The organism is Pseudoalteromonas rubra (genome assembly GCF_001482385.1).
In the GTDB taxonomy this organism is placed as follows: Bacteria; Pseudomonadota; Gammaproteobacteria; order Enterobacterales; family Alteromonadaceae; genus Pseudoalteromonas; species Pseudoalteromonas ardens.
This window is the reverse complement of sequence record NZ_CP013611.1, coordinates 1,463,453-1,482,774: the sequence shown is the minus strand read 5'-3', so window position 1 is coordinate 1,482,774 and position 19,322 is coordinate 1,463,453. Positions and strand designations below refer to the sequence as shown.

Below are 19,322 nucleotides of genomic sequence, written 5' to 3'. Positions count from 1 at the left end.
TTATTCCCGCTGAATGATCACTGTGCCCTGGTCTCCGTCGAGTATCAGCGTGTCGCCACTTTTAATCGCCTGGGTTGCACTGTGTAAGTTCACGACAGCCGGAATACCAAATTCACGCGCCACAATACAGCTATGCGATAGCGTGGAGCCGATGTCCGTGACAACCCCGCTGGCGAGTGCAAATAAAGGCGTCCAGCTGGCATCGGTAAAGCGTGCGACCAAAATTTCTCCAGGCTCCAGGTCACCAGCCTGTGCTTGCAGATCGGTGATCACCCGTGCCTTAGCGACTATTTTTCCGGGACTGGCGGCTAGGCCACTCATTGAATCGCTGTGTGTTTGTGCCGTGGCCTTCATTTTTGGTGTGTATGGGCCAATGATTGCCATGGGGGGCTCTTCAGCATGTAAGTTGAATAAATGACTGTGGCGGTTGGCATTGAGTAGGGATTCGCTGAACGCTTCAGCCGCTCCCATGCGTCCGGCAACATAATCACGCAGGCGATTGAAATCGATATAGGGTAAGTCGGCTACTTTCGCCAGATTGTCTCGTTCCAGGCGCGACAGCACTTCAAGAATGATGCAGCGATAGAACCAGGTCTCTGTAATAAAGGTAGGGCGAGTCGCTTCACGGCGTTCTGCCATCACCCCATACAGTTTGATAATGGTCTTGAGTTTAAAACGCGCGCCGGCGGGTAAAGCTTTAAAGAGTTGCTCGCTGTCGGCTTCGCGCAAACTTTCGGTCTCTTTGAGTTTTTTCTCCAGATCGACCGGGTGTTTCAGATACATTTTCATGACCTGTAACAAATAACTGGGGTCGTCGCGCCAGCGTGGAATACTTAATTCAAACTCCTGACGGCCACGGGCGCCAAATTCGAGCAAAAAGGCTTCAAAGGGCCCCTGCCAGAATGGTTGTCCCAGCGGGTGTGCGGGGAGGATGCTTACCAGTTCTTCTGCCTCAAATCGCTCAAATACGGCTTTTAGTTCAGGGTTACCTTGAACTTGTTCGACGAGATCCAGGATCCCCCGTGTTACTTCTATGGTCCGCAGATTGTTCATCGAGGCTTTGATGCGATTCTGAAGCCCTTCGCCCTGATCTTTGAAGTGTTCTTCACAGGTTTCGGCCAGTGCATCGTACAGCGCAAATGACTGTAAAAAGAAAGGCATGTAGGCGGCACAGGAGTCTAAAAAGTAGTTGTCGATACGGGTCAGCTCCTGGTCCAGCTCATTGAGTGACATACTGGGCAGATCCAGGGCCAAAAAGCGCTTCGTTTCGCTTTCGCGCAGCGCAATCATCTCATCCACAATTTTACCGGCATTGCGCATATTGTGAACTTGCTGTTTTAACCAATGCCAGGCACTTTTTGCATAATCCCAGCCCTCAACTCCTGGCCCATAAGGGTTATGGTAGTTGCTGAAATCGATATCTGACGTGGCATAGCGGATAGTAAATTTCATCTCATCCCGGGTGGGTGGACACTGGCGCAGCATGTGCGCGGAGCCGGAGATATTCAGGTATACCTGACCCTGAATGTAGCCCATGTAAACTTGCCAGTCGCTGATGTCAGCCAGGCCCATAGTTTTGATGGCCGGACCATGAATGTGCTTTTGATAGAACTCACAAAATGACAGGCCGAGTGGGGTCATGAGTCCGGTGACGATTTCACCGGTGTCCATACGAGAAAAGAATGCACCGTCTTTAATACGCTGGTCCTGTTCCCAGGGGTTCGCATAAATAGGTTCTGCTTTACTCGCCTGAGTGGTAACCGGGCGCGCCTGGAGTAGCCAGATCTTGTTGTCCTTCAGGGCCCACTCAATGTCCAGTTCGGTCTGATAGAGTGCCTGTGCCTGCTTAGCCAAAGTGAGCAACTGTGCGAGCTGAGCTTCGTTCAGACTGGCTGACTGTTGTTGCGCCTGTGGGGTATTCAGCAAGGTAACCTGACCTTGTGCGTTGCGCTGACAATACTGGGGCTTAACGCGGATCTCCTTTTGCAGCAGCTCACCGCTGTTTTTGTCGAGGATAAAGCTGTCGGTGCTCACTTGCCCGGATACCACACCTTCGCCCAGACCCCAGCAGCTATCTATGACCACTTTATTGGTGTCGCCACTGAGCGGGTCCTGAGTGAACATCACGCCGGCTGCATCGGCATCCACCATGGTTTGCAGCACCACGGCAATGGCGGTATCCGCCGCACTGCTGTTGCGATATCCGGCTGCACGTTCTGCCCACAAGGAAGCCCAGCATGCGCGCACTTTGTCCATTACACTGTCATTGCCCTGCACATGCAGATAGGTTTCGTACTGACCAGCAAAACTCTGGCTCTGGCCATCTTCGTCCAGTGCGGACGAACGAACGGCTATCTGGGCATTGTCACCCAGCCCCTGATAGGCTGATGCAATCGCGGTACGTAGCTGCTCAGGAATATCGGCACTGAGGATAGTATCTCGCACTTTATCTAGCTCAGGTGCACTGAGCAAGTCATCCGGCAATGCGGTATTAACAAAGGTCTGATAGGCCTCTGCAGTAATACAAAAAGCGGGTGGTACGGGCAGGCCAGCACGGATCAAGTGATTCAGTGAGTGGCCTTTGCCGCCTAAGTGACCTAATTCCAGTTGTTCGTTGCCACTGAGGGCAACGACGAGTGATTGGCTCATGATACCGTCTCCTTATTACGCGAAATGGCGGTTGCTTCCGTATGTTGTAATGCGCGTTTAATTTGTGTCGCAGCCTGTTTGCCGGCAAAGATGGCACTTTCAAGGTTACCAATCCCAACGCTGTCCTGGTTGGCAAAGTGCACGCTAAAATGTGGTTGTGAGGCACTTTGAAATAAGCCGCTGGCCTGTTGTCCAATGACCGAAGTGATCAAGGCGTCAGGCCAGTACCAGATCTGAATGTCTTCGACGATGCGAGGATCAATGCCAATATTGTTTAACATCAGTGAGACTTCACGGTATGTCTGCTGCTGCAATCCTGTAAAGTCGTTTTCTGCCGTACGCCCTTGACGTTGCTCACGTGTCGTTGGTTTGAGTAAGGTCAGGACACCGCCTTCACTGTGGTTATCGCTATCCATCCAGTTCGCGACCAGACAAGTGCCTGTTTTGCACCAGGCGTACGGTTGCTCCGGGCGCTCAGGTTCAATTAGATAACCGCCAAAGGAATGGCTGAGTACCGGGCGCGATAACAGTGCATTGGCGAGATAGTAATCTTCGTGACGGATGGCTTTGATGGCCTTGACCTGGGTTTCCGGTAGTGTTGGCAGCCAGTCTGTCACATGATGCTTAGGCGCGGCCCAAATCAGCTTTTTGGCTTTGACCGAAATATTATGGTGTTGTACCTTCGCGGTCAGTTGTACGCTCGCTTCGGTATTGTCCAGGTTGGTTAGCACCACATCGCTAAGCAGTGTGATATTGGCTTGTTTGCTCAGGTGGGCAACTAATGCTTCGCTGATATGACCATTACCGCCAGGCAGGGTAACTAAATTGCCGCGCAGGTAACCTACAAGAAAGTGCAGGCCTACGTAGGCCGAAACTTCATGGATATCCAGGCACTCCACTCTGAGCGTGGTGGTTACCGCATTCTCAACTAGCTTGCCGAGTTTGCGAGGCGGTTGCAAATGCGCTGGGAATGACGCGGTTTTTTTTGGCTCGAACAGATAACTGTATAAAGAAAGGCTGTCCAGCTGCACCATTTCTTCTTTTTTCCAGCCACTTTGTTCATGCCAGGGCACGTGTGGGAAGCGCTCTGTTGTGGCGGAAAACCCGTCAAGAAATTGGTACAGATCTGCGAAGATAGGATCGCCCAGCTGCTTGGCGGCGACAACATAAGGCTTACCAATTAAGGCGTTCAGCAGTAGCTGGCCTGTTAATCCCCACACGGATGGCTTGAGCAGGTAACTGGGAAATTTTATAAAGCCTAAAGTGATCTCATTGAGACACTTGAGCAGTAAAATAGTATCGAAGAAAACCAAGGTATCTTCGGCATTGGTTTTAAATTTATTTTGCAGGCCCAGTTTAGTCAGTAATTGATCCATATCTGAGCCAGGTACGGGCTGTTGAAAACACACTCCGGCAATGGGGTGCGATAGTGAGCGATGACTGTTGCAGCGTGCATTGCCACCGAAGGTGGGGCTTTTTTCCAGTACCAGTACACGCTCCGTGGTAAATTCGCTGGCAGCGGTCAGGCCTGAGACACCTGCACCTATGATGATCACGTCATACTCATCTGCCAGCTTAGGTTTGTCGGGTGACTTTGCTTGCGCTTTGGGTTTGGCAAAATCCTGGCTGGCAAATACACGTTTAGAACCCGTACGGCGAAATTGCTGACGTAACATCGCCAGTGCGGCAATAATAAAAATGGCATCCAGCGGGATCACTTGTGGCTGAGAGCGGTGCAGTATAGTGATGAAGACTGCCATCATGGCAAGCTGGCCGTAGATCACAAAGCGCGTCCATCGAGGGTTGAGCCATAACACCAGACCTGAACCAAATAATACGACTGCAACAACGACATTGGTGATTTCGCCATGCTGCGCGAGCAGATTGCTGAGTCCTGCGTACCAGGTGCCCTGGTTAGCTGCGGCTGCCTGACGCAGAATGTCGGGGACATTTTCTAATTGTGGAAATGCTTTGGCCAGTCCGGCCAGCATATAGAGTACTGCAAAGATCCGTTGAACTAGCATGTTCAGGCTCCTCTTAAGCCAAGTTTTCGGGCGATGATCTCGCGTTGAATATCATTGGTGCCGGAGAAAATACGGCTGGGCAACGTATCCAGGAGCACCTGGACAATGCCCATATCTGCATCGATTGCAGCGCCACCAAAAGTGGCAATGGCATCTAGTGAAGACTGGACGGCGTAGTCCGAAATCAACAGCTTGCTCATAGCAATGTCAATCTCAGCATCTTGTCCCTGGTCGTATTTCCAGCCGGCGCGATAGAGCATCAGGCGACACTGCTCAAGGCGCAGTTTGATGTCAATAATACGGTTAGATACGGACTGAAAATGACCGATTTTTTTACCAAATTGTTTGCGCTCAGTGGCATAGCTCAGTGTGCTCTCAAGCAACCTGTCCAGAGCACCGACAAACAGGGCAAACAGACAGCCTTTTTCCCAGATCATAGAGTCATGAAAGATAGCGCCGCCGGCCCCTTCAAAGCCGATGCGCTGTGATTCGCTGACGAACACATTGTCAAAAAACACGTCACCCATCGGGCAGCTGGCGAGACAGTCTTTGGATTGGCTGGCACCGGTTGATAGCCCTGGCGTGTCTTTGGGAATGATGAAAGCGGAAACCCCCATAAAGCCGTGGTCGGGATTGGTTCGTGCATAGGCCACGAATACGTCGGCAACGGGCGCATTGGTGATGTAGGTTTTCTGACCATTCAGCCGATAACCACCCGCTTCTTTGATGGCGGTCGTTTTCATACTGTAGATATCTGAACCTGCACCAGGCTCGGTAGCCGCATTGGCTGCAATTAATTTTCCCGCAACCAGTGGTTCAAGAAAGTCCCTCTTTAATTGGTCACTTGCGAAACGTGCGAGGGGCATCACGCAGGCAAACAGATGAGCACACAGCGAGAATGACAAGCCGAGATCGCGGCTGCCTTTGCCCAGTGCCTCTACCATTAGCATGGTGTTGAGTGCCCCCAGATCTGCACCGCCATAGGCTTCGTCTACTGCCAGGCCTGTGAAGCCAAATTGAGCTGCCTGCTGCCAAAGCTCAGGAGCGAAGTGATGATTGCGCTGACGCTGGTGCGCATCCTTGTCGAGCACCTCAGAAGCAAAGCGAAGCGCGGAATCGTATAACTCGGTTTGATAGTCGGAAAGCTTAAAATCCATAGTATTGCACTTTGAGTTGGTTGAAATACTGCTTTTGCATTAAACGCTATTATGTAGACTTGTTAATGTACCTGTCAATCCTGTTAACTTGTGTTTTTTAAATGTTTTATTTAAGTTTTAAATCTGTGGTTCACATTTTCTACATGGTTTTATGGTAAATGGTTCAACAATATGTTTTTTAAAGGTATTTTATAAATCTCATCTCTGTTTTTATAAAGGGTACGGACCTGGTTTGTAAATTTTTATTGTTAAATTGTTGTTTGGTTTGTGCTTTTTTAACTGCGTGGCGAATAGTAAAACGAGTGAAAATTGCTCAGCAGGACTATTCTGGGTTTTGAGTGTGGTACAAAGGTGGGAGGCTGAATTTTTGTTACTGTAATTGGCAAAAGAGTCGGCAGACAATAATTTTCGGGTGCCAGCCATTGACTTTGGTATCTAGCATGATAAAAAGGTTGTTCACTAACACATAAGAAGAAATTCATGACTCTGATGATCGTGTCTACATCGCTCACTAACTGGCTGAATAATTTGGCCTGTGTGTGGCGTGTTGTCTGCGGTTTGTAGGGGTCATTTACTAACCGCGGCAGTATCAGCGGTTAGTCTTCATTGTGTATTTCCAACCTCTTATACTGCCCCGAATTGGGGAGTTCACTATGCCAGTTCAGGCATCTTACATTCTGGTTATCATCATCTGGTCCACGACGCCGTTGGGCATTGTGATCAGCAGCGCGGGTATGTCACCAACGCTGAGCGTTTTCTTGCGTATGGCCATCGCCCTGGTGCTGTGTTTTATCATCGTGTTGATTGGTCGTTACCGGGTTCCAGTATCCAGGCAGGCCTGGGCATTATATAGCTACTCAAGCTTGGGTATTTTTGGCGGTATGTTATTGAGTTACCTCGCAGCACAAACTGTGCCATCGGGTGTGATCTCCCTGATATTTGGCCTTGCGCCTGTGCTATCCGGCTTGCTGGCACAGCGACTACTGAGAGAGGCCCGTTTTAGCATTATTAAGTGGCTTGGGCTAGCTTTGTCCTTGGCTGGTTTGTATCTTGTCTGCATGTCACAACTCAATGAGTTGGCCCTGGCACCCCAAGGTTTGATATATGTGTTTGGGGCCGTGAGCTGTTTTAGTCTCAGTGGTGTGATGATAAAACGCGTGCAATTGGCGATCCATCCGCTGGCTTCTACCTTTGGTGCATTGTTACTGGTTACACCTATGTTCGGTTTGGTGTGGTGGTTCAGTGACGGTCAATTGAATTCGCAAAGCTGGCAAGTTAGCGCCGTGTTGGCCACTGTCTACCTGAGTGTTTTTGGTTCTTTGGTTGGGTTTATCGCTTATTTTCATGTGTTGCAGAAACTCAAAGCCAGTACGGTTGCGTTAACCACTTTGATCACACCGGGGTTTGCCATGCTGTTAGGTGCCTGGATCAACAATGAGCAGATCACGTTGACTTTATTGGTTGGGGCATTCGTGATCATGGTAAGCTTGGCTGTGTTTCAGTTCGGTGAAAGCGGCTGGACAAGCCTGACGAATAAGCTAAGAAGGCAATTGTTATAAATCGTTACATTGGAGTACTGATCCGAGGTTGGGAACATGTTAAGCTTGTTGAACTAACACCGGGAACATGTCGCTGATCTGACGGTCATGTGCTCCCTGTAATGTGACAATTATTATAATTATAAAGCTGAAGGACGATGAAGTTAACATTCCAAGATTTCGAGTTTGACTGCCAGAATCTGGCATTGTCAAAACAAGGTCGAAAAATAAGCATTAAAGAAAAGCCAGCCATGTTGCTGGGGTTGTTTTTGTCTGATCCACAGAAGATCTATAGTAAAGCTGAGATCCTTGAGCATGTATGGCCAGGCAGAACAGTCACTGAGCAAGTGGTATTCCAGAATATTGGCCACTTGCGGGCCTTGTTTGGTGATGACGCGATTAAGACTTTCTCCAAGAAAGGTTATCAGTGGCAACTGCCAGTGCAGCCATCCGAGCCTGCTGAAGCCCAACTCGAGGCAGAGCAAAAGCAAGCTCAACCTGTTGCAGCCCCGAGTGCGACAAGCACCGAACCGGTATCAGAAGAAGCGCAGAGCTTGCCCTGGAAATGGTTAGCGCCTTTGGCTGCTTTGATCATCGGTGCCGGTGTCCTTGCCTTGATGGTTTAAGCCAGATTTACGCTGTTACCTTCGATAATAAGCGCTGCATGGCGACGTTTCATGCTGGTGGGGCTTGTTTATTAAAGCCTGAAAGTGTGCTGTTGCCCGATTGATAAGACTGCACCTTCGCTCGCTGCTGGTGAAGTTGGTTGCTGGCGGCTCATATTCGATGAAGCATTCATTGGTTGTTAATGTTGTATTAACTTTTTGCTCTTTATATTGATGTTTAAACCGGATGTTCAGCAATTTATTGTGATTATCAGGTCAAAAAGGCCCTGTCTTGACAATAAGTTTGGGTTATTTTGAATTGAAGGAACATCACTAAGGAGTGCTTTTGACAACCATCGCTTACCATCATGACTCAAAAACTATCTGCACAGACAGTCTCACTTCGACCAGCCAAACTATTGTGTCCTGGGCAACACGTAAGTGCCAACGCGTAGAAGACGGTTTTGTGTTTGCATCGGGCAATTGTGCCGAAATTGAACATTTGTTGACTCACTGGCATGATAATCAATTTGATAAAGTTACCTGTACCTTCTTGTTCGTTGATGATGAAGGTGCCGTGTTTTTTGGTGAGATCCGCCATGGTCGCCGTTTTCTGGAGCCTTTGTCGTTAAACTGGGCAATTGGCAGTGGCGCCAACTGGGCTATCGCCGCCATGGACTTTGGCCGTTCGGCATTTGAGGCCGTGGAGTATGCCTGCCTGCGGGACAAGTCCAGTGGGGGCACGGTCATGACTTACCGCCATGATGAACGAGCTCTTTGGCTGCGTACGCCAATCAAGTCTAATTCATCGTTGATAATGAACTAACTGACACCTGGTAGTAACTGGCGATGAGCGTGAGGCGATGTTGATTGCCTGTCAGTCCTGCCATGTTTGGGCTATTCAGGTGAGCCATCACTTTAGTCAGATTATCATTGTTTACTCCGTTTAATGTGCGCAAGGCCTCACATAATGCCAGCCAGGCTGTTAGTTCATGCTGGGGGAGCGCGTTGTGATGTGGGTTGAAACTCAAATAGACTTCTAGTGCATTGAATCCCTGATGATTGCGTATGACTAATGCTTCGGCCAAAGGCTCATTGCGCTCAAATAAGAGCAAAGAGCGAATGTAATTAAAAGGCGGCAGCGGGTTAGCGGGATTGGCAAACAGGCAGTGCAAAAATGTATTGCCCTGATGGTTAGTTACGTTAAATGCACTCGCAGCCTGCAGTGCAGGCATAAAAAAGTCGACCCGCTCTGTGGTATTGATCCCCGCAATCACACCCGCAGGCAGGCCATTCTGACTGATACAGTGGGCTGCGATATTTTGGTAATGTTCGTAGTTTGACGTGTGGCTACTGGCTGCTTCAAAGCAGTGTCTGAGCTGCGCTGTGCGTTGTGTGTCAGTGGCTTGCTCATAGCATTGTTTAATGCGCTCCAGATTATGGCTACGTATCGCCTGGATCATGTCTGTTACTGCAACAGTGATATCTGGAGGTGTGTGCCCTTTGCTCGTGTGCGTTGCCATAAATATTACCTTTATTAACAGAGCTTTCAGTATGCCACATACTCATCGAGTGTATAGATATGACAGTGATATTGTTTGCCTGTTACGTCTTTTGCTGTGCCAAGTGAAACACAAAATAGTCGATGACGAGTTAAAAATAAACGGTACAATGAATAAATTAATCATACAGGAATGACTTTAATGAAGGATCTGACTCAGGGGAAAATCGTTACACATCTTATTACTATGGCCGTTCCGATGGCGATTGGCATGTTTATCCAGACGTTGTATTTTCTGGTTGACCTGTATTTTGTTGGTGCGCTGGGGGCAACGGCGCTGGCAGGCGTGAGTAATGCGGGCAGTGTGTTCTTTTTTATTATGGCCCTGACTCAGGTTTTAAATATTGGGTGTGGTACTTTAGTGGCCCATGCGGTTGGCAGAAAGGATCGCGCTGAGGCCAACGCTTTATTCCATCAAAGTATGTTGATTGCGGTGTTTTGCACGGTGGCGTTTGGCGTACTTGGCTATGTATTTGGGCATTTGTTTTTTGAGTTTATGGCACCTGATGCCGCAACTCACCAAGCAGCAACAGACTATTTTTACTGGTTTCTGCCCGCTTTATTACTACAGTTTGGGCTTACCGTCATGGCGGCTGCACTGCGCGGAGCGGGTGTTGTTAAGCCCGTTATGTTGATTTCGATGTTGGCGGTGGCCCTGAATATTATTTTGTCGCCCATTTTGATATCCGGCTGGGGTACAGGCAATGCTCTGGGAGTGACAGGAGCAGGGTTGGCCAGTTCTCTGTCTGCATTCGGCGCTATGGTGATGACACTGTGGTACTTCGTCAAAAAAGTTGATTATCTGTCTTTGCCGAATAAGGCGCTGCGCCCTGATCGCAAGCGGATCCTCCAGGTTATTAATCTGGGGTTACCGTCAGGCGGCGAGTTTTTACTGACTTTCATGTACATGTCAGTGATTTACTGGGCCCTCAGTCAGTTTGCCGCAAGTGCTCAGGCTGGGTTTGGATTGGGTGTCCGGATCATGCAAGTGCTTTTCTTGCCCGTTATGGCTGTTGCATTTGCTGCCCCTGCAATCGCTGCTCAAAACTATGCTGCCGGTAAATATGACCGGGTACAGCAAACCTACCGTTATACCAGTTTATTGACCTGTGCGCTGATGGCTATGCTTACCCTGGCATGTTTGATTAATGCAAGCTGGTTTTTTGCTCCATTCAGCGATGAGCCTCAGGTCATTTTGGTTGCTGCGACGTTTTTGGGATATGTCTGTTTGAATTTTGTTCCTGCGGGTTACACCTTTACGGCCTCGGGTATGTTTCAGGCGTTGGGTAATACCTGGCCCGCGTTATACAGCACCGCCAGTCGATTTGTGTTGTTTGCGGCGCCAGTTGTCTGGCTGGCAGGGCAGCAAGACTTTGAAATCGAGCAGGTCTGGATATTCTCTGTTTCGACCGTGTATTGTCAGGCCGTGATTAGCTATTTGTTGCTGCGTCGAGAAATGCATAAAAAATTGGTGCTGAGCGAAGCCGAAATAATGCCACCAGCTATACGTAGTTAACCGTGCAGAGGCATTAGTATAAACACCTATGCTTGGACTATCCTTAGCAAGTTTTTCAGTTGTTCAGTAAAACCACTTTGGTGGCAGATTAATACCCGCTGTGTTTTAAGTGTTTCCTGATAGCCAACTAATTGCGCAAGGTCCTGCTTTGAAAGAATAAAGCAGCATATTAATGCCTTGTCTGAATCAGCAGGTGGAAGTTGTTCTAAGTCCACCTGGTGCAGGTGTACCGCTAACCCTTCCAGTATAAAGTATGGATATGACTCTGGCGGATTAAGGTGAGCGGGCGTGATATAAATGTCCTGGAATAAAGCGGTGTCGCAGTGATGTGAGAAGCGGTGGATCGGAATACTGACTCTGAAAATACTGCCGCGATCCACTTTACTTTTTAGTCCTATGCGTCCGCCCATCAGGTTGATGATTTGCCGCGAAATGGCCAGCCCCAGGCCCGTTCCACCATACACCCGGGTGGTTGATTTATCGGCCTGGGTAAAAGGGTGAAAGAGCTTTCTCTGGGTCTTTTCATCAATACCGATACCATTGTCTTTCACTAAAATACAGAGCTCGCCCTGACTGTGACTTTGCATCTGCCAATCCAATTCAATGACGACATTACCACTGCCTTTGGCTGGGGGACCACTGAACTTAATAGCATTGCTGAGCAGGTTAAAGAGCACCTGGCGGATCCGGTTTTCGTCGCAGTAAAGCATAGTCGGCAGCTGCTGTGACTCAACGACTTTGAGGCTGACATGGCGTTTTTCGGCATTCGAGGCAAAGGTCAGCAGTACATTATGCAGCGTTTTTGAAATATCAAATTCCCTAAATTCTAACTCTAACTTGCCTGCTTCTATCTTGTTGATATCCAGAATATCGTTCAGAATGTCGACCAGATTCTTAGCTGAAACGGACGCGGTTTCGAGCAGCTCCATTTCTTCAGGATCATGCTTTTGCAGAGAGAGTAGCTCTAGTGAGCCTATGATGGCATTCATCGGTGTTCTCAGCTCATGGCTCATCATCGCTAAAAAGTCAGACTTTGCCCGGCTTGCGCGCTCGGCTTTGGTGACAGCACATTTTAGGTCTGCTGTGCGGGCTCTGACACGTGTTTCCAGCTCGGCATTTAATTTGGACAGCTCCATGTTGGCACGATACACTTCGGATTGATCGACACAGACGCCATCAAGGCGAAAGTTGTTACCATAATCATCCTGAGCAACCACACCTTTGGCGAATATGTGCAGCTCCTCGTTACTAGGCAGGGTAGCCCGAAAGACCTGTTCAAAATCATTGCCGCTTTCAAGGGCTTCTTTGAGCCCATTGGAGACACGTTCACGGTCTTGCGGGTGAATGCGTTCAAGCCACTTTTCATAGCGTCCGGTATCTTGTGCTGCCAAATCAAAGATGGAACTGGTTTGCGGGTCCCAGTCCCAATACCACGGAGCGTTTTTCCTGATCACACTCCTGGTGCCGACTTTGCCAGCTTCCAGGGCTATACGACGACTTTCATGGGCACTGTTGAGGTGGATGAGCATTTGTTTTTCCTGGGTGCATTCACGCAAGGTACCAAATGAGCTCAGCTGAGCGCCGCAGCCGTGGCGCTGGTCGCCACTAAGTTCAAACCAGTGTGGCACAGCGTCAATTAATACTCGAAAATCAAATTTTAGCCGGACGTTAGACTGAATATGCTCTTCAATGAAGCTCAGTGCCAGTGGACGGTCATCTTCATAAATCAAATTGGTAAAATCATGCCACTCGGTTAAGGATGCGCATTGTAGGAGTGCGCAAAAAGTCTGGGAAAAGTAAGGACGCACGAAGGTGGTATCAACCTGCCACACACCAATATCACCACATTGTAGTGCCAGCTCAGCCAGCTCACCGAGATGTGGCAGGTGGTGATGGCTAATTGGATTAATGATCAGGCAGGTATCAGCGCTGAGGTGGTTACTGACAATAATATTGAGTCGCATGCCTGAGGGTAAGATGGCGAGCGCAGAGCTGCCCGCTACCTGGCTGAGAAAGTCACTGTCCGCTTCGTCGGGTTCTGCAATTTGGCACAGATCAAAAAAGCAAACAGGTCGCGCTTTGTGATTGCCCAATTGCAGGAGTGTCTCCGTAGCCTGGTTGAAATCAATGACTTGCCATTGGCTGTTTACGGTAAGTATCGCGAGATCCAACCTCTGGATATCCATGTCTTTTCCCTGCCTAACTTTATTATTGTCCAATTTGCGACGATTGGGGAAAAATGACTCAGATAATGTGTCTAAGTGTTAGTGTGCGTGTTCGGCGATCTCGCAGAAGCCATGTGAATAAAGTGCCGCATAGGGAGTGGACTTTTTGATGTCTGTGGCCTGATATTGGCCCCCGCATCCGGAGGCCAATGTTTACATAACTTAGAACTTGCTGGCAGGTGGCCACTGTGAGTTCGCGATTTCGTCTTCCCCGACGGCGCTGTTAGCTTCAAGGCTGATAGAGTGAGGTGTATCTGTTTTAGGAATGGATACTTCTACAACATAATTGTTGTGTGTATCGGTTCTGATCTCCTCCATCACAGCCATTAACTCACTCAGGTTATTCACTCGCCGCCCTTCACCACCAAATGCCTGGGTAATGTTGGCAATTTTCCAGGCTGGTAAATCATTGTAGCTGTAGACAGTGTCGAGTAGCTTGTCCTGATAATCAACCGGCGGTGTTCTGAAAGGGTTGGGGTTGACTAGGTATTGCTCGATACCATAAATACCGTTTGCCAATACAAACACGACGGTGTTTTGTCTATAGGCATGTTGGTCAGCAACGGCCTGGCAAGTTTCATGAAAAGCACCATCACCAACGACAACAACCGCACGTTTATCCGGGAAGGCACATTTAATTCCCGTGCCGGCAGGTACAGAGTAGCCGATGGACAGCCAGGCAGCCTGAGCAACAAAGCCATCTTGTGCTGGTATTTTTACACTCTGTGCGCCAATCAGCGGGAAGCCGGCATCGACGACCAGAACATCATCTTCATCAATCCATTGACTGAGGGTAGCAAAGAAGCTGTCATAGCCTAGCTGGGCATCTGCTGTAGCGTGCTTCATCAGCGGTTTTTGCATACGCAATCCTTTTAAACTGGCGGGTTGTTGCTTTGCCAGTGCAGTAAACTCCTCAATCAGACACTGTAAGTAATCTTCAAGGGTCGCAGAGGCATAGTAGTTGGCACCAACATATACTCCTCCCTGCGCAGCGAGCACAGTGCGGCTGCTGCGAATATCCTGGTTGCCAGTATCTTTGCCGGTCGTCCAGGCTCCAACACCAACTAAAACCCCGTCGTCTCCAATCAGGGAATCTACTTCGGAGGGGCTCATGGTGACACAGCCTTCAAACCAGGGATGAGTTTCAGCAATAACCGATTTGCTTAAGGCTGAGGTGACAAAGTGAATATGTCCTTCGGGCACCGTATGACTGCGATTGATCACTTCAAGCAATTCCAAGAAGGTATTTTGCAGGGCAAAACGTTGTAGCTCTACGCCTGCCCAAAAAATACTTTTTGGCTGGCTTAGCATCAGCTCTACTGTTGCTTTAGCTGCCTGCTGTGCTTCGCTGACGGTGACGCTGGCTGGATTATTCAGTGCCAGAGGCTGAGCAGGTTTGGTGCAGTCTGCCCGCCAGACATCCTCACTGACTTCGAAATACACGGGTCGGCGCTCTGACAGCAGAGCCGCCAGGGCTGAATCAATCTGATAAGGCGCCTGATTGGCATTGGTGATACGTTCAGCAGCGACGGTGACTGGTCTGAACATGTGAATATCGACAAATTCATAGCCGGTCGTGTGTGAGTAGAGCAGTCCGGCATTCTTTGAGATCTGATCTTCTTTGTTGGTGGGGGCGCCGTTGATCAAGATCACTGGGACCTGCTCAACGAACGATCCGGCAATGGTGTTAAGCAGGCTGAATGCACCTACACTGTAGGTAACGTACAGAGCACTTGGGCCTTTTAATCGGGCATATGCATCTGCTGCAAACCCGGCACAAATTTCATTGGCATTGCCGTTAATTCTAATCGGTGAGTGGCTGTCAGCCAGTATGGTGTCTAGTAAAGCCGCGGTATAGTTGCCGGCGACACCAAACATTTGGTCGACGCCAATTTCCTCAAGTCGTGCTTTGAAATAGTCCGCGACTGTAAAATGGTGTGTTATTTGAGTCATTGATTCTCTCCTGAGCAAGCTGGGCAGGTGTCTTCTGCCTGTAGGCAGTGAGGGCACCTAAAACAGGTGCCCAAAGCAGGATCACTTAAGGTCGAAGTAGCTGAGGTTCACACCCAGCACGTTTTCAACCTCTGATGGCTTTTCAATCGGGGCGCTACCCGCTGAGAAGTTTGGCTCAATATAGTGATTGATAAGCTTGCTGGCGTTTTCTTCATAGGCAACTTTAATGGCTTCAGATGAGCTGATGTGTGTCGTCTGCTCATACACTTCGCTCAGCGGCTGGAGTCCGAACCCTTGTTTGAGTGCGAGATCCGTAGAGCGTAATGCACCTTCTACCCACCCCTGATAATCAGAAAAGGCTTCACCACAAGTAAACAGGTTCGGCAGGGGCTCTGTGAGTTCAGCCATCACCTGCTTATCATCAGCACCCACCGCCCATTGGTGTACACCAAAGCCAAATTGTTGGCTTGGCGGCACATCAAAACGGACACTACCTTGCCAGATCCGTGCACTGGTCAGGATTGGCTCAGGGACGTAGTGTGTATTGAAAATGTCTTTGAAGAATCGAGTGGCTTGCTCTACCACCGCGTTAGACGCTGGATAGATATCACCCGGGATATCCGTGACATAGTCGTCTTGATGTGGGTGGTGATAGGTCTCTCCAATGTTCTGCAGCGCGCTCCAGAAATTAATGTTCAGGTAGTCACAATATATCGTCAATGCAGCGGGGCGCTCGTATTTTTCACTGCTGATATGGTCCAGTTTTGCCTGAGTGCTTTGTGAAGGTTCGGTTTTACGCTCCTGATACATCAGGGCCGCAACCAACTCTTCGTTTACCGCATAAAATGGGTATACCGAACCGGTCGGCAGATCGGCAAAGTTGGGTCCAAACTCGACGGCAGGCCGTCCGGTGGTGCCGCGTCCCCACCAGGCAGTGTCGTAATAAAGGTTAATCTTCAACAGTGGCTGGTTTGAGGTGGATTGCAAAGTGTTCCACAGTTGTTCTGAGCGTTCTTTATCCAGCGTGTTAAAAGCGTTAGAGCGAACAAAAAGTTTCTCCAGTGCTAATCTGGGCAGAGCAAGAATGACTTTTTCGGCGGTGACTTTACCTTTGTGGCTGCGTCCGTTGTCGTCTGTGTGGAGGTAGTGCAGTTCATAGTGGTTGCTCTCTTCTACAAAAGAGATCTCTTCAATACTGGTTTGCAAGTGGATGTTGTCAGTGCCTATTTTATCGACTAGTGAATTTGGCAGTGTGCTGAATCCGTCTTTAAAGGTTTTAAATTGCACTCCAGCCGGAAAGTCCTCGAGCAACTGATAAGCTACTCCGGCATTCATCTGTGATAGGAAGGTGCCATTGAAGCCAAGTACACGGTACAGCATGTTTATGCATTCCTGAGAGTAACCCATTGCCGTGTAAAGGTCCCATAACGTCCACTCATTGAGCGTTTTGCCTTGCCATTGGCATTCCAGTCTGAATGCCTGCCAGAATTCCGGACCCCTAACTTCAGGTCGGGCCTTAAACTGAGGGTTAGCCTGAAGAATTCGGTTGAAGACCACATTCACAATGTCCTTAGGATTAACGCCCTGCTCAGACGGCGCCAGATTATAAAGCTCAGACCAAATCTGATAGTTATCTTGCGCTGCGGTGTTAACGCTGAAGCTTTTACCGCGGAAAAATAATCGGTTATCACCGCCGCTGTTCATGGGAAAGGGCACTATCTGGTCCTGGAGGTCAAGGTTAAGGAACAGCGCCATCAAGTCATCCATGCCATCGAATAAAAACCGCATGCCACCTTGTTCTTCTTTAACTGTAATCGGTGGGGGCGTATCACTGCGTTGATTTTTGAATTGAATTAAATCTGAATCTAGTCGACCGCCGGTGCGATTAGATCGCTCAAAGATTGCCAGGTTGTCACAGCCCGATTCATTTTGCAGCCGCCATGCACTGTATAATCCGGCCATACCAGCCCCTACAATGGCCACTTTCAGATGCTTAGGGAGGCTTTTGTCGCTGATCTCATTGCCAAAAGAATAATGCGTCATAGTAGTTCCTTAATTCGTTATTTACCGTTTTTTTGTCACAAACGACGGCAACAATCTTTACGACGACTTCTGTTCAGTTGTGTGGGCTTGTTATCGCTGTCTTTTGGTGAAGGCCTGACAGGCATGAGCCAAAAATAGAGAGCAGCCTTATTACAATGCTGACACCAAAAAGACATAATCCACATAAAATGTAGCACAGGGGTTAATTTTTATATGGTTTGTGTCCAAAAAATCACAGTAATTACACTAGGTCGCTGAATATAAAACAGTTAAATTTGTCACTTCACTAATCCTATCCACCATGTCTGCCTTTAGGGGACTTGAGCCCGTAAAAGAAATATTGCACACTCATGACGGGAACACCGTGCTATCCGCTGCCAGAACTGTTTTTGCAAGAGAAGGAACGATGCGTTATCTGCTCAACCAGGTTGAAATAGACTTACTTAAAGGCACCGCAACCACACACGAAGCATCGCAGGATATTCGTGCTAAAACGTTGGCAGTGCTGAAAATATTGATCCAACATTCAGATAAGGTGGTGACCAAAACACAGCTGCTGGAAACTGTCTGGCAGGGCGTGGTGGTCCAGGAACAAGTGTTGGTTCAGTCTATCCGCGAACTGCGTGAAATTCTGGGCGCAGATTGCATCAAAACACATCCCAGAATTGGTTATCAACTGGCTGTGACGCCAATTCCCATTCAGGGATCTAAAGTGACCGACAAGTGGCGTTTTGCTGTGGTGTCAGTCGTGCTTATGCTTATCATCAGTGGGTTGTGGCTAAATGGGATGCGCGCAGTCAATCAGCCTGAGACGCGATATCCAACCATTGCGTTTCTGCCGATAGAGAATGCCATGCTCGATGATGTGCATGCTGCTGTGCCTTTACATGGCCTTGCCTATTTAAGTGAGCACACTCAGGCAGAAGGGGGGTTGCCCGTCGTCGCGGCAGAGCATGTGTTAACAACTTTGTCTCACAGTCCCTGGTATTCCAACGATACAGCGCAGATCCGGTTGTCCCGACGCCAGGATGTGTTGCAACTCCAGGAGCGATTGGGGGCGGATTTACTGGTCGAAACTCGCCTCAGTGGCTTTCCACAAGATATGCAGTTGCAATACACGCTGCACTTTAATCGCGGGGCTGAACAAGGGGTGGTCTTTGCGTCAGGTCCTGAGTTGGCCTATCAGGCATTGATAGCGCGGCTCGTGACGCGATACGGCGAACATGACCAGAGATTAGACATACAAAGCAATCTGGATTTCAGCAATGAGGCCTTTGCCCGGGGTTTGCAGATGTATTTATCGCGTAACTATCAGGAAGCGATTGCTTTGTTGCGCTCTGCCTTGCGTCACGCAGCCGATCCCTTGACGGTCAGGCGTTACCTTGCGGCAAGTCTGGCAAATAATGGCGACGTAGCGGCAGCGTTGTCTCTGTTGCAGCAAAATATTGTGGCAACCGGGGATGACGTCGTGATTCGGCGTGAGCGTATGCGTGCCAATCTGATGATGGGTTATTTGCTCATTAACTGGCCTCAGCAAACAGATCGTGAGCTCGAGCTGAGTAGGGCAGAAAAGTACATAGCGACTGCGCGTGAGCAGGCCAGTGATAATTCGGATCATTTATTTATTGCTTACGCGCTGGAAGAGCTGGGTAAGATAAAACGCATTCAGGGTCGCTATAGCGAGGCTTCTCGTTTATTGCATTCAGCGCTGAGCTATCATCAACGCTTTGACGCGATTTATGGCCAGACCAATGCATTGATTGAGCTGGCCCGAATTGCAACTGAGCAGGGAGAGCATCAGGAAGCAACGCGTTTATTTGCACAAGCACACCAGGTGGCAGAGGCCAGTAACGCGGTCCCTAACCAGATTTGGATCTGGCTGGCGCAGGCTGATTTACTGCGCCAGGCTCGTCAGGTTGAGCAGGCAAATCAGCTCGCATTACGTGCCAAAGCCCTGGCCAAAAGTGCAGATGATCCGGTGTTGATTGAACGTGTTGAGGCCTGGTTTGCCAAAGCCCCCATTTACACGGTCAACTGAAGGCACAGTACCG

At 49.1% G+C, this 19,322-nt stretch carries 12 protein-coding genes; 5 read left to right on the top strand and 7 right to left on the bottom strand.

The annotated features are described in order from the left end of the window. From AT705_RS06590 to AT705_RS06580, 3 genes are read right to left on the bottom strand one after another with little or no spacing between them, the layout of a single operon-like run. The gene (locus AT705_RS06590; protein ID WP_058795983.1) at positions 1–2,649 is read right to left on the bottom strand and encodes a PEP/pyruvate-binding domain-containing protein; all 2,649 of its coding nucleotides are present in this window, start codon (positions 2,647–2,649) and stop codon (positions 1–3) included. Next, entirely contained in the window at positions 2,646–4,673 is a 2,028-nt protein-coding gene (locus tag AT705_RS06585) for a DUF6041 domain-containing protein (RefSeq protein WP_058795982.1), read from the bottom strand. The genes AT705_RS06590 and AT705_RS06585 overlap by 4 nt, the downstream gene beginning before the upstream one ends. Positions 4,674–4,675: 2 nt before the next feature. Then, the gene (locus AT705_RS06580; protein ID WP_058795981.1) at positions 4,676–5,830 is read right to left on the bottom strand and encodes an acyl-CoA dehydrogenase family protein; all 1,155 of its coding nucleotides are present in this window, start codon (positions 5,828–5,830) and stop codon (positions 4,676–4,678) included. 653 nt (positions 5,831–6,483) lie between these two features. Here AT705_RS06580 and AT705_RS06575 point away from each other — a divergent pair. The 3 genes from AT705_RS06575 to AT705_RS06565 all read left to right on the top strand — a co-directional run bounded on the left by AT705_RS06575 (position 6,484) and on the right by AT705_RS06565 (position 8,799). Further along, positions 6,484–7,389, top strand: a complete 906-nt coding sequence (locus AT705_RS06575; protein ID WP_058795980.1) for a DMT family transporter — start codon at positions 6,484–6,486, stop codon at positions 7,387–7,389. A 137-nt stretch (positions 7,390–7,526) separates the two neighbouring features. Continuing rightward, positions 7,527–7,994 carry a winged helix-turn-helix domain-containing protein gene (locus AT705_RS06570; RefSeq protein ID WP_058795979.1) on the top strand — a complete coding sequence of 156 codons (468 nt, stop codon included), beginning with the start codon at positions 7,527–7,529 and terminating at the stop codon, positions 7,992–7,994. A 325-nt stretch (positions 7,995–8,319) separates the two neighbouring features. Continuing rightward, on the top strand, positions 8,320–8,799 hold the full coding sequence (locus AT705_RS06565; RefSeq protein ID WP_058795978.1) for a hypothetical protein: 480 nt from the start codon (positions 8,320–8,322) through the stop codon (positions 8,797–8,799). On the opposite strand, the gene AT705_RS06560 is transcribed toward AT705_RS06565, so the two are convergent. Next, a complete protein-coding gene (locus tag AT705_RS06560) occupies positions 8,774–9,496 on the bottom strand; it encodes a hypothetical protein (protein ID WP_058795977.1) in 723 nt (240 codons plus the stop codon). The two genes, AT705_RS06565 and AT705_RS06560, sit on opposite strands and share 26 nt — an antisense overlap. A gap of 180 nt (positions 9,497–9,676) precedes the next feature. On the opposite strand from AT705_RS06560, the gene AT705_RS06555 reads away from it, so the two are divergent. Next, a complete protein-coding gene (locus tag AT705_RS06555; RefSeq protein ID WP_082668931.1) occupies positions 9,677–11,050 on the top strand; it encodes an MATE family efflux transporter in 1,374 nt (457 codons plus the stop codon). Between the two features lie 26 nt (positions 11,051–11,076). On the opposite strand, the gene AT705_RS06550 is transcribed toward AT705_RS06555, so the two are convergent. The 3 genes from AT705_RS06550 to AT705_RS06540 all read right to left on the bottom strand — a co-directional run bounded on the left by AT705_RS06550 (position 11,077) and on the right by AT705_RS06540 (position 17,271). After that, complete coding sequence (locus AT705_RS06550) at positions 11,077–13,236, bottom strand: sensor histidine kinase (RefSeq protein ID WP_058795976.1); 2,160 nt, start codon at positions 13,234–13,236, stop codon at positions 11,077–11,079. Between the two features lie 201 nt (positions 13,237–13,437). Next, positions 13,438–15,228, bottom strand: a complete 1,791-nt coding sequence (locus tag AT705_RS06545) for an alpha-keto acid decarboxylase family protein (RefSeq protein WP_058795975.1) — start codon at positions 15,226–15,228, stop codon at positions 13,438–13,440. Positions 15,229–15,309: 81 nt separating this feature from the next. Further along, on the bottom strand, positions 15,310–17,271 hold the full coding sequence (locus AT705_RS06540; RefSeq protein ID WP_058795974.1) for an FAD-dependent L-amino acid oxidase: 1,962 nt from the start codon (positions 17,269–17,271) through the stop codon (positions 15,310–15,312). Positions 17,272–17,677: 406 nt separating this feature from the next. On the opposite strand from AT705_RS06540, the gene AT705_RS06535 reads away from it, so the two are divergent. Beyond that, positions 17,678–19,309 (top strand): helix-turn-helix domain-containing protein, encoded by a 1,632-nt coding sequence (locus AT705_RS06535; RefSeq protein WP_058795973.1) that lies wholly within the window; start codon positions 17,678–17,680, stop codon positions 19,307–19,309. Positions 19,310–19,322: the final 13 nt, after the last annotated feature.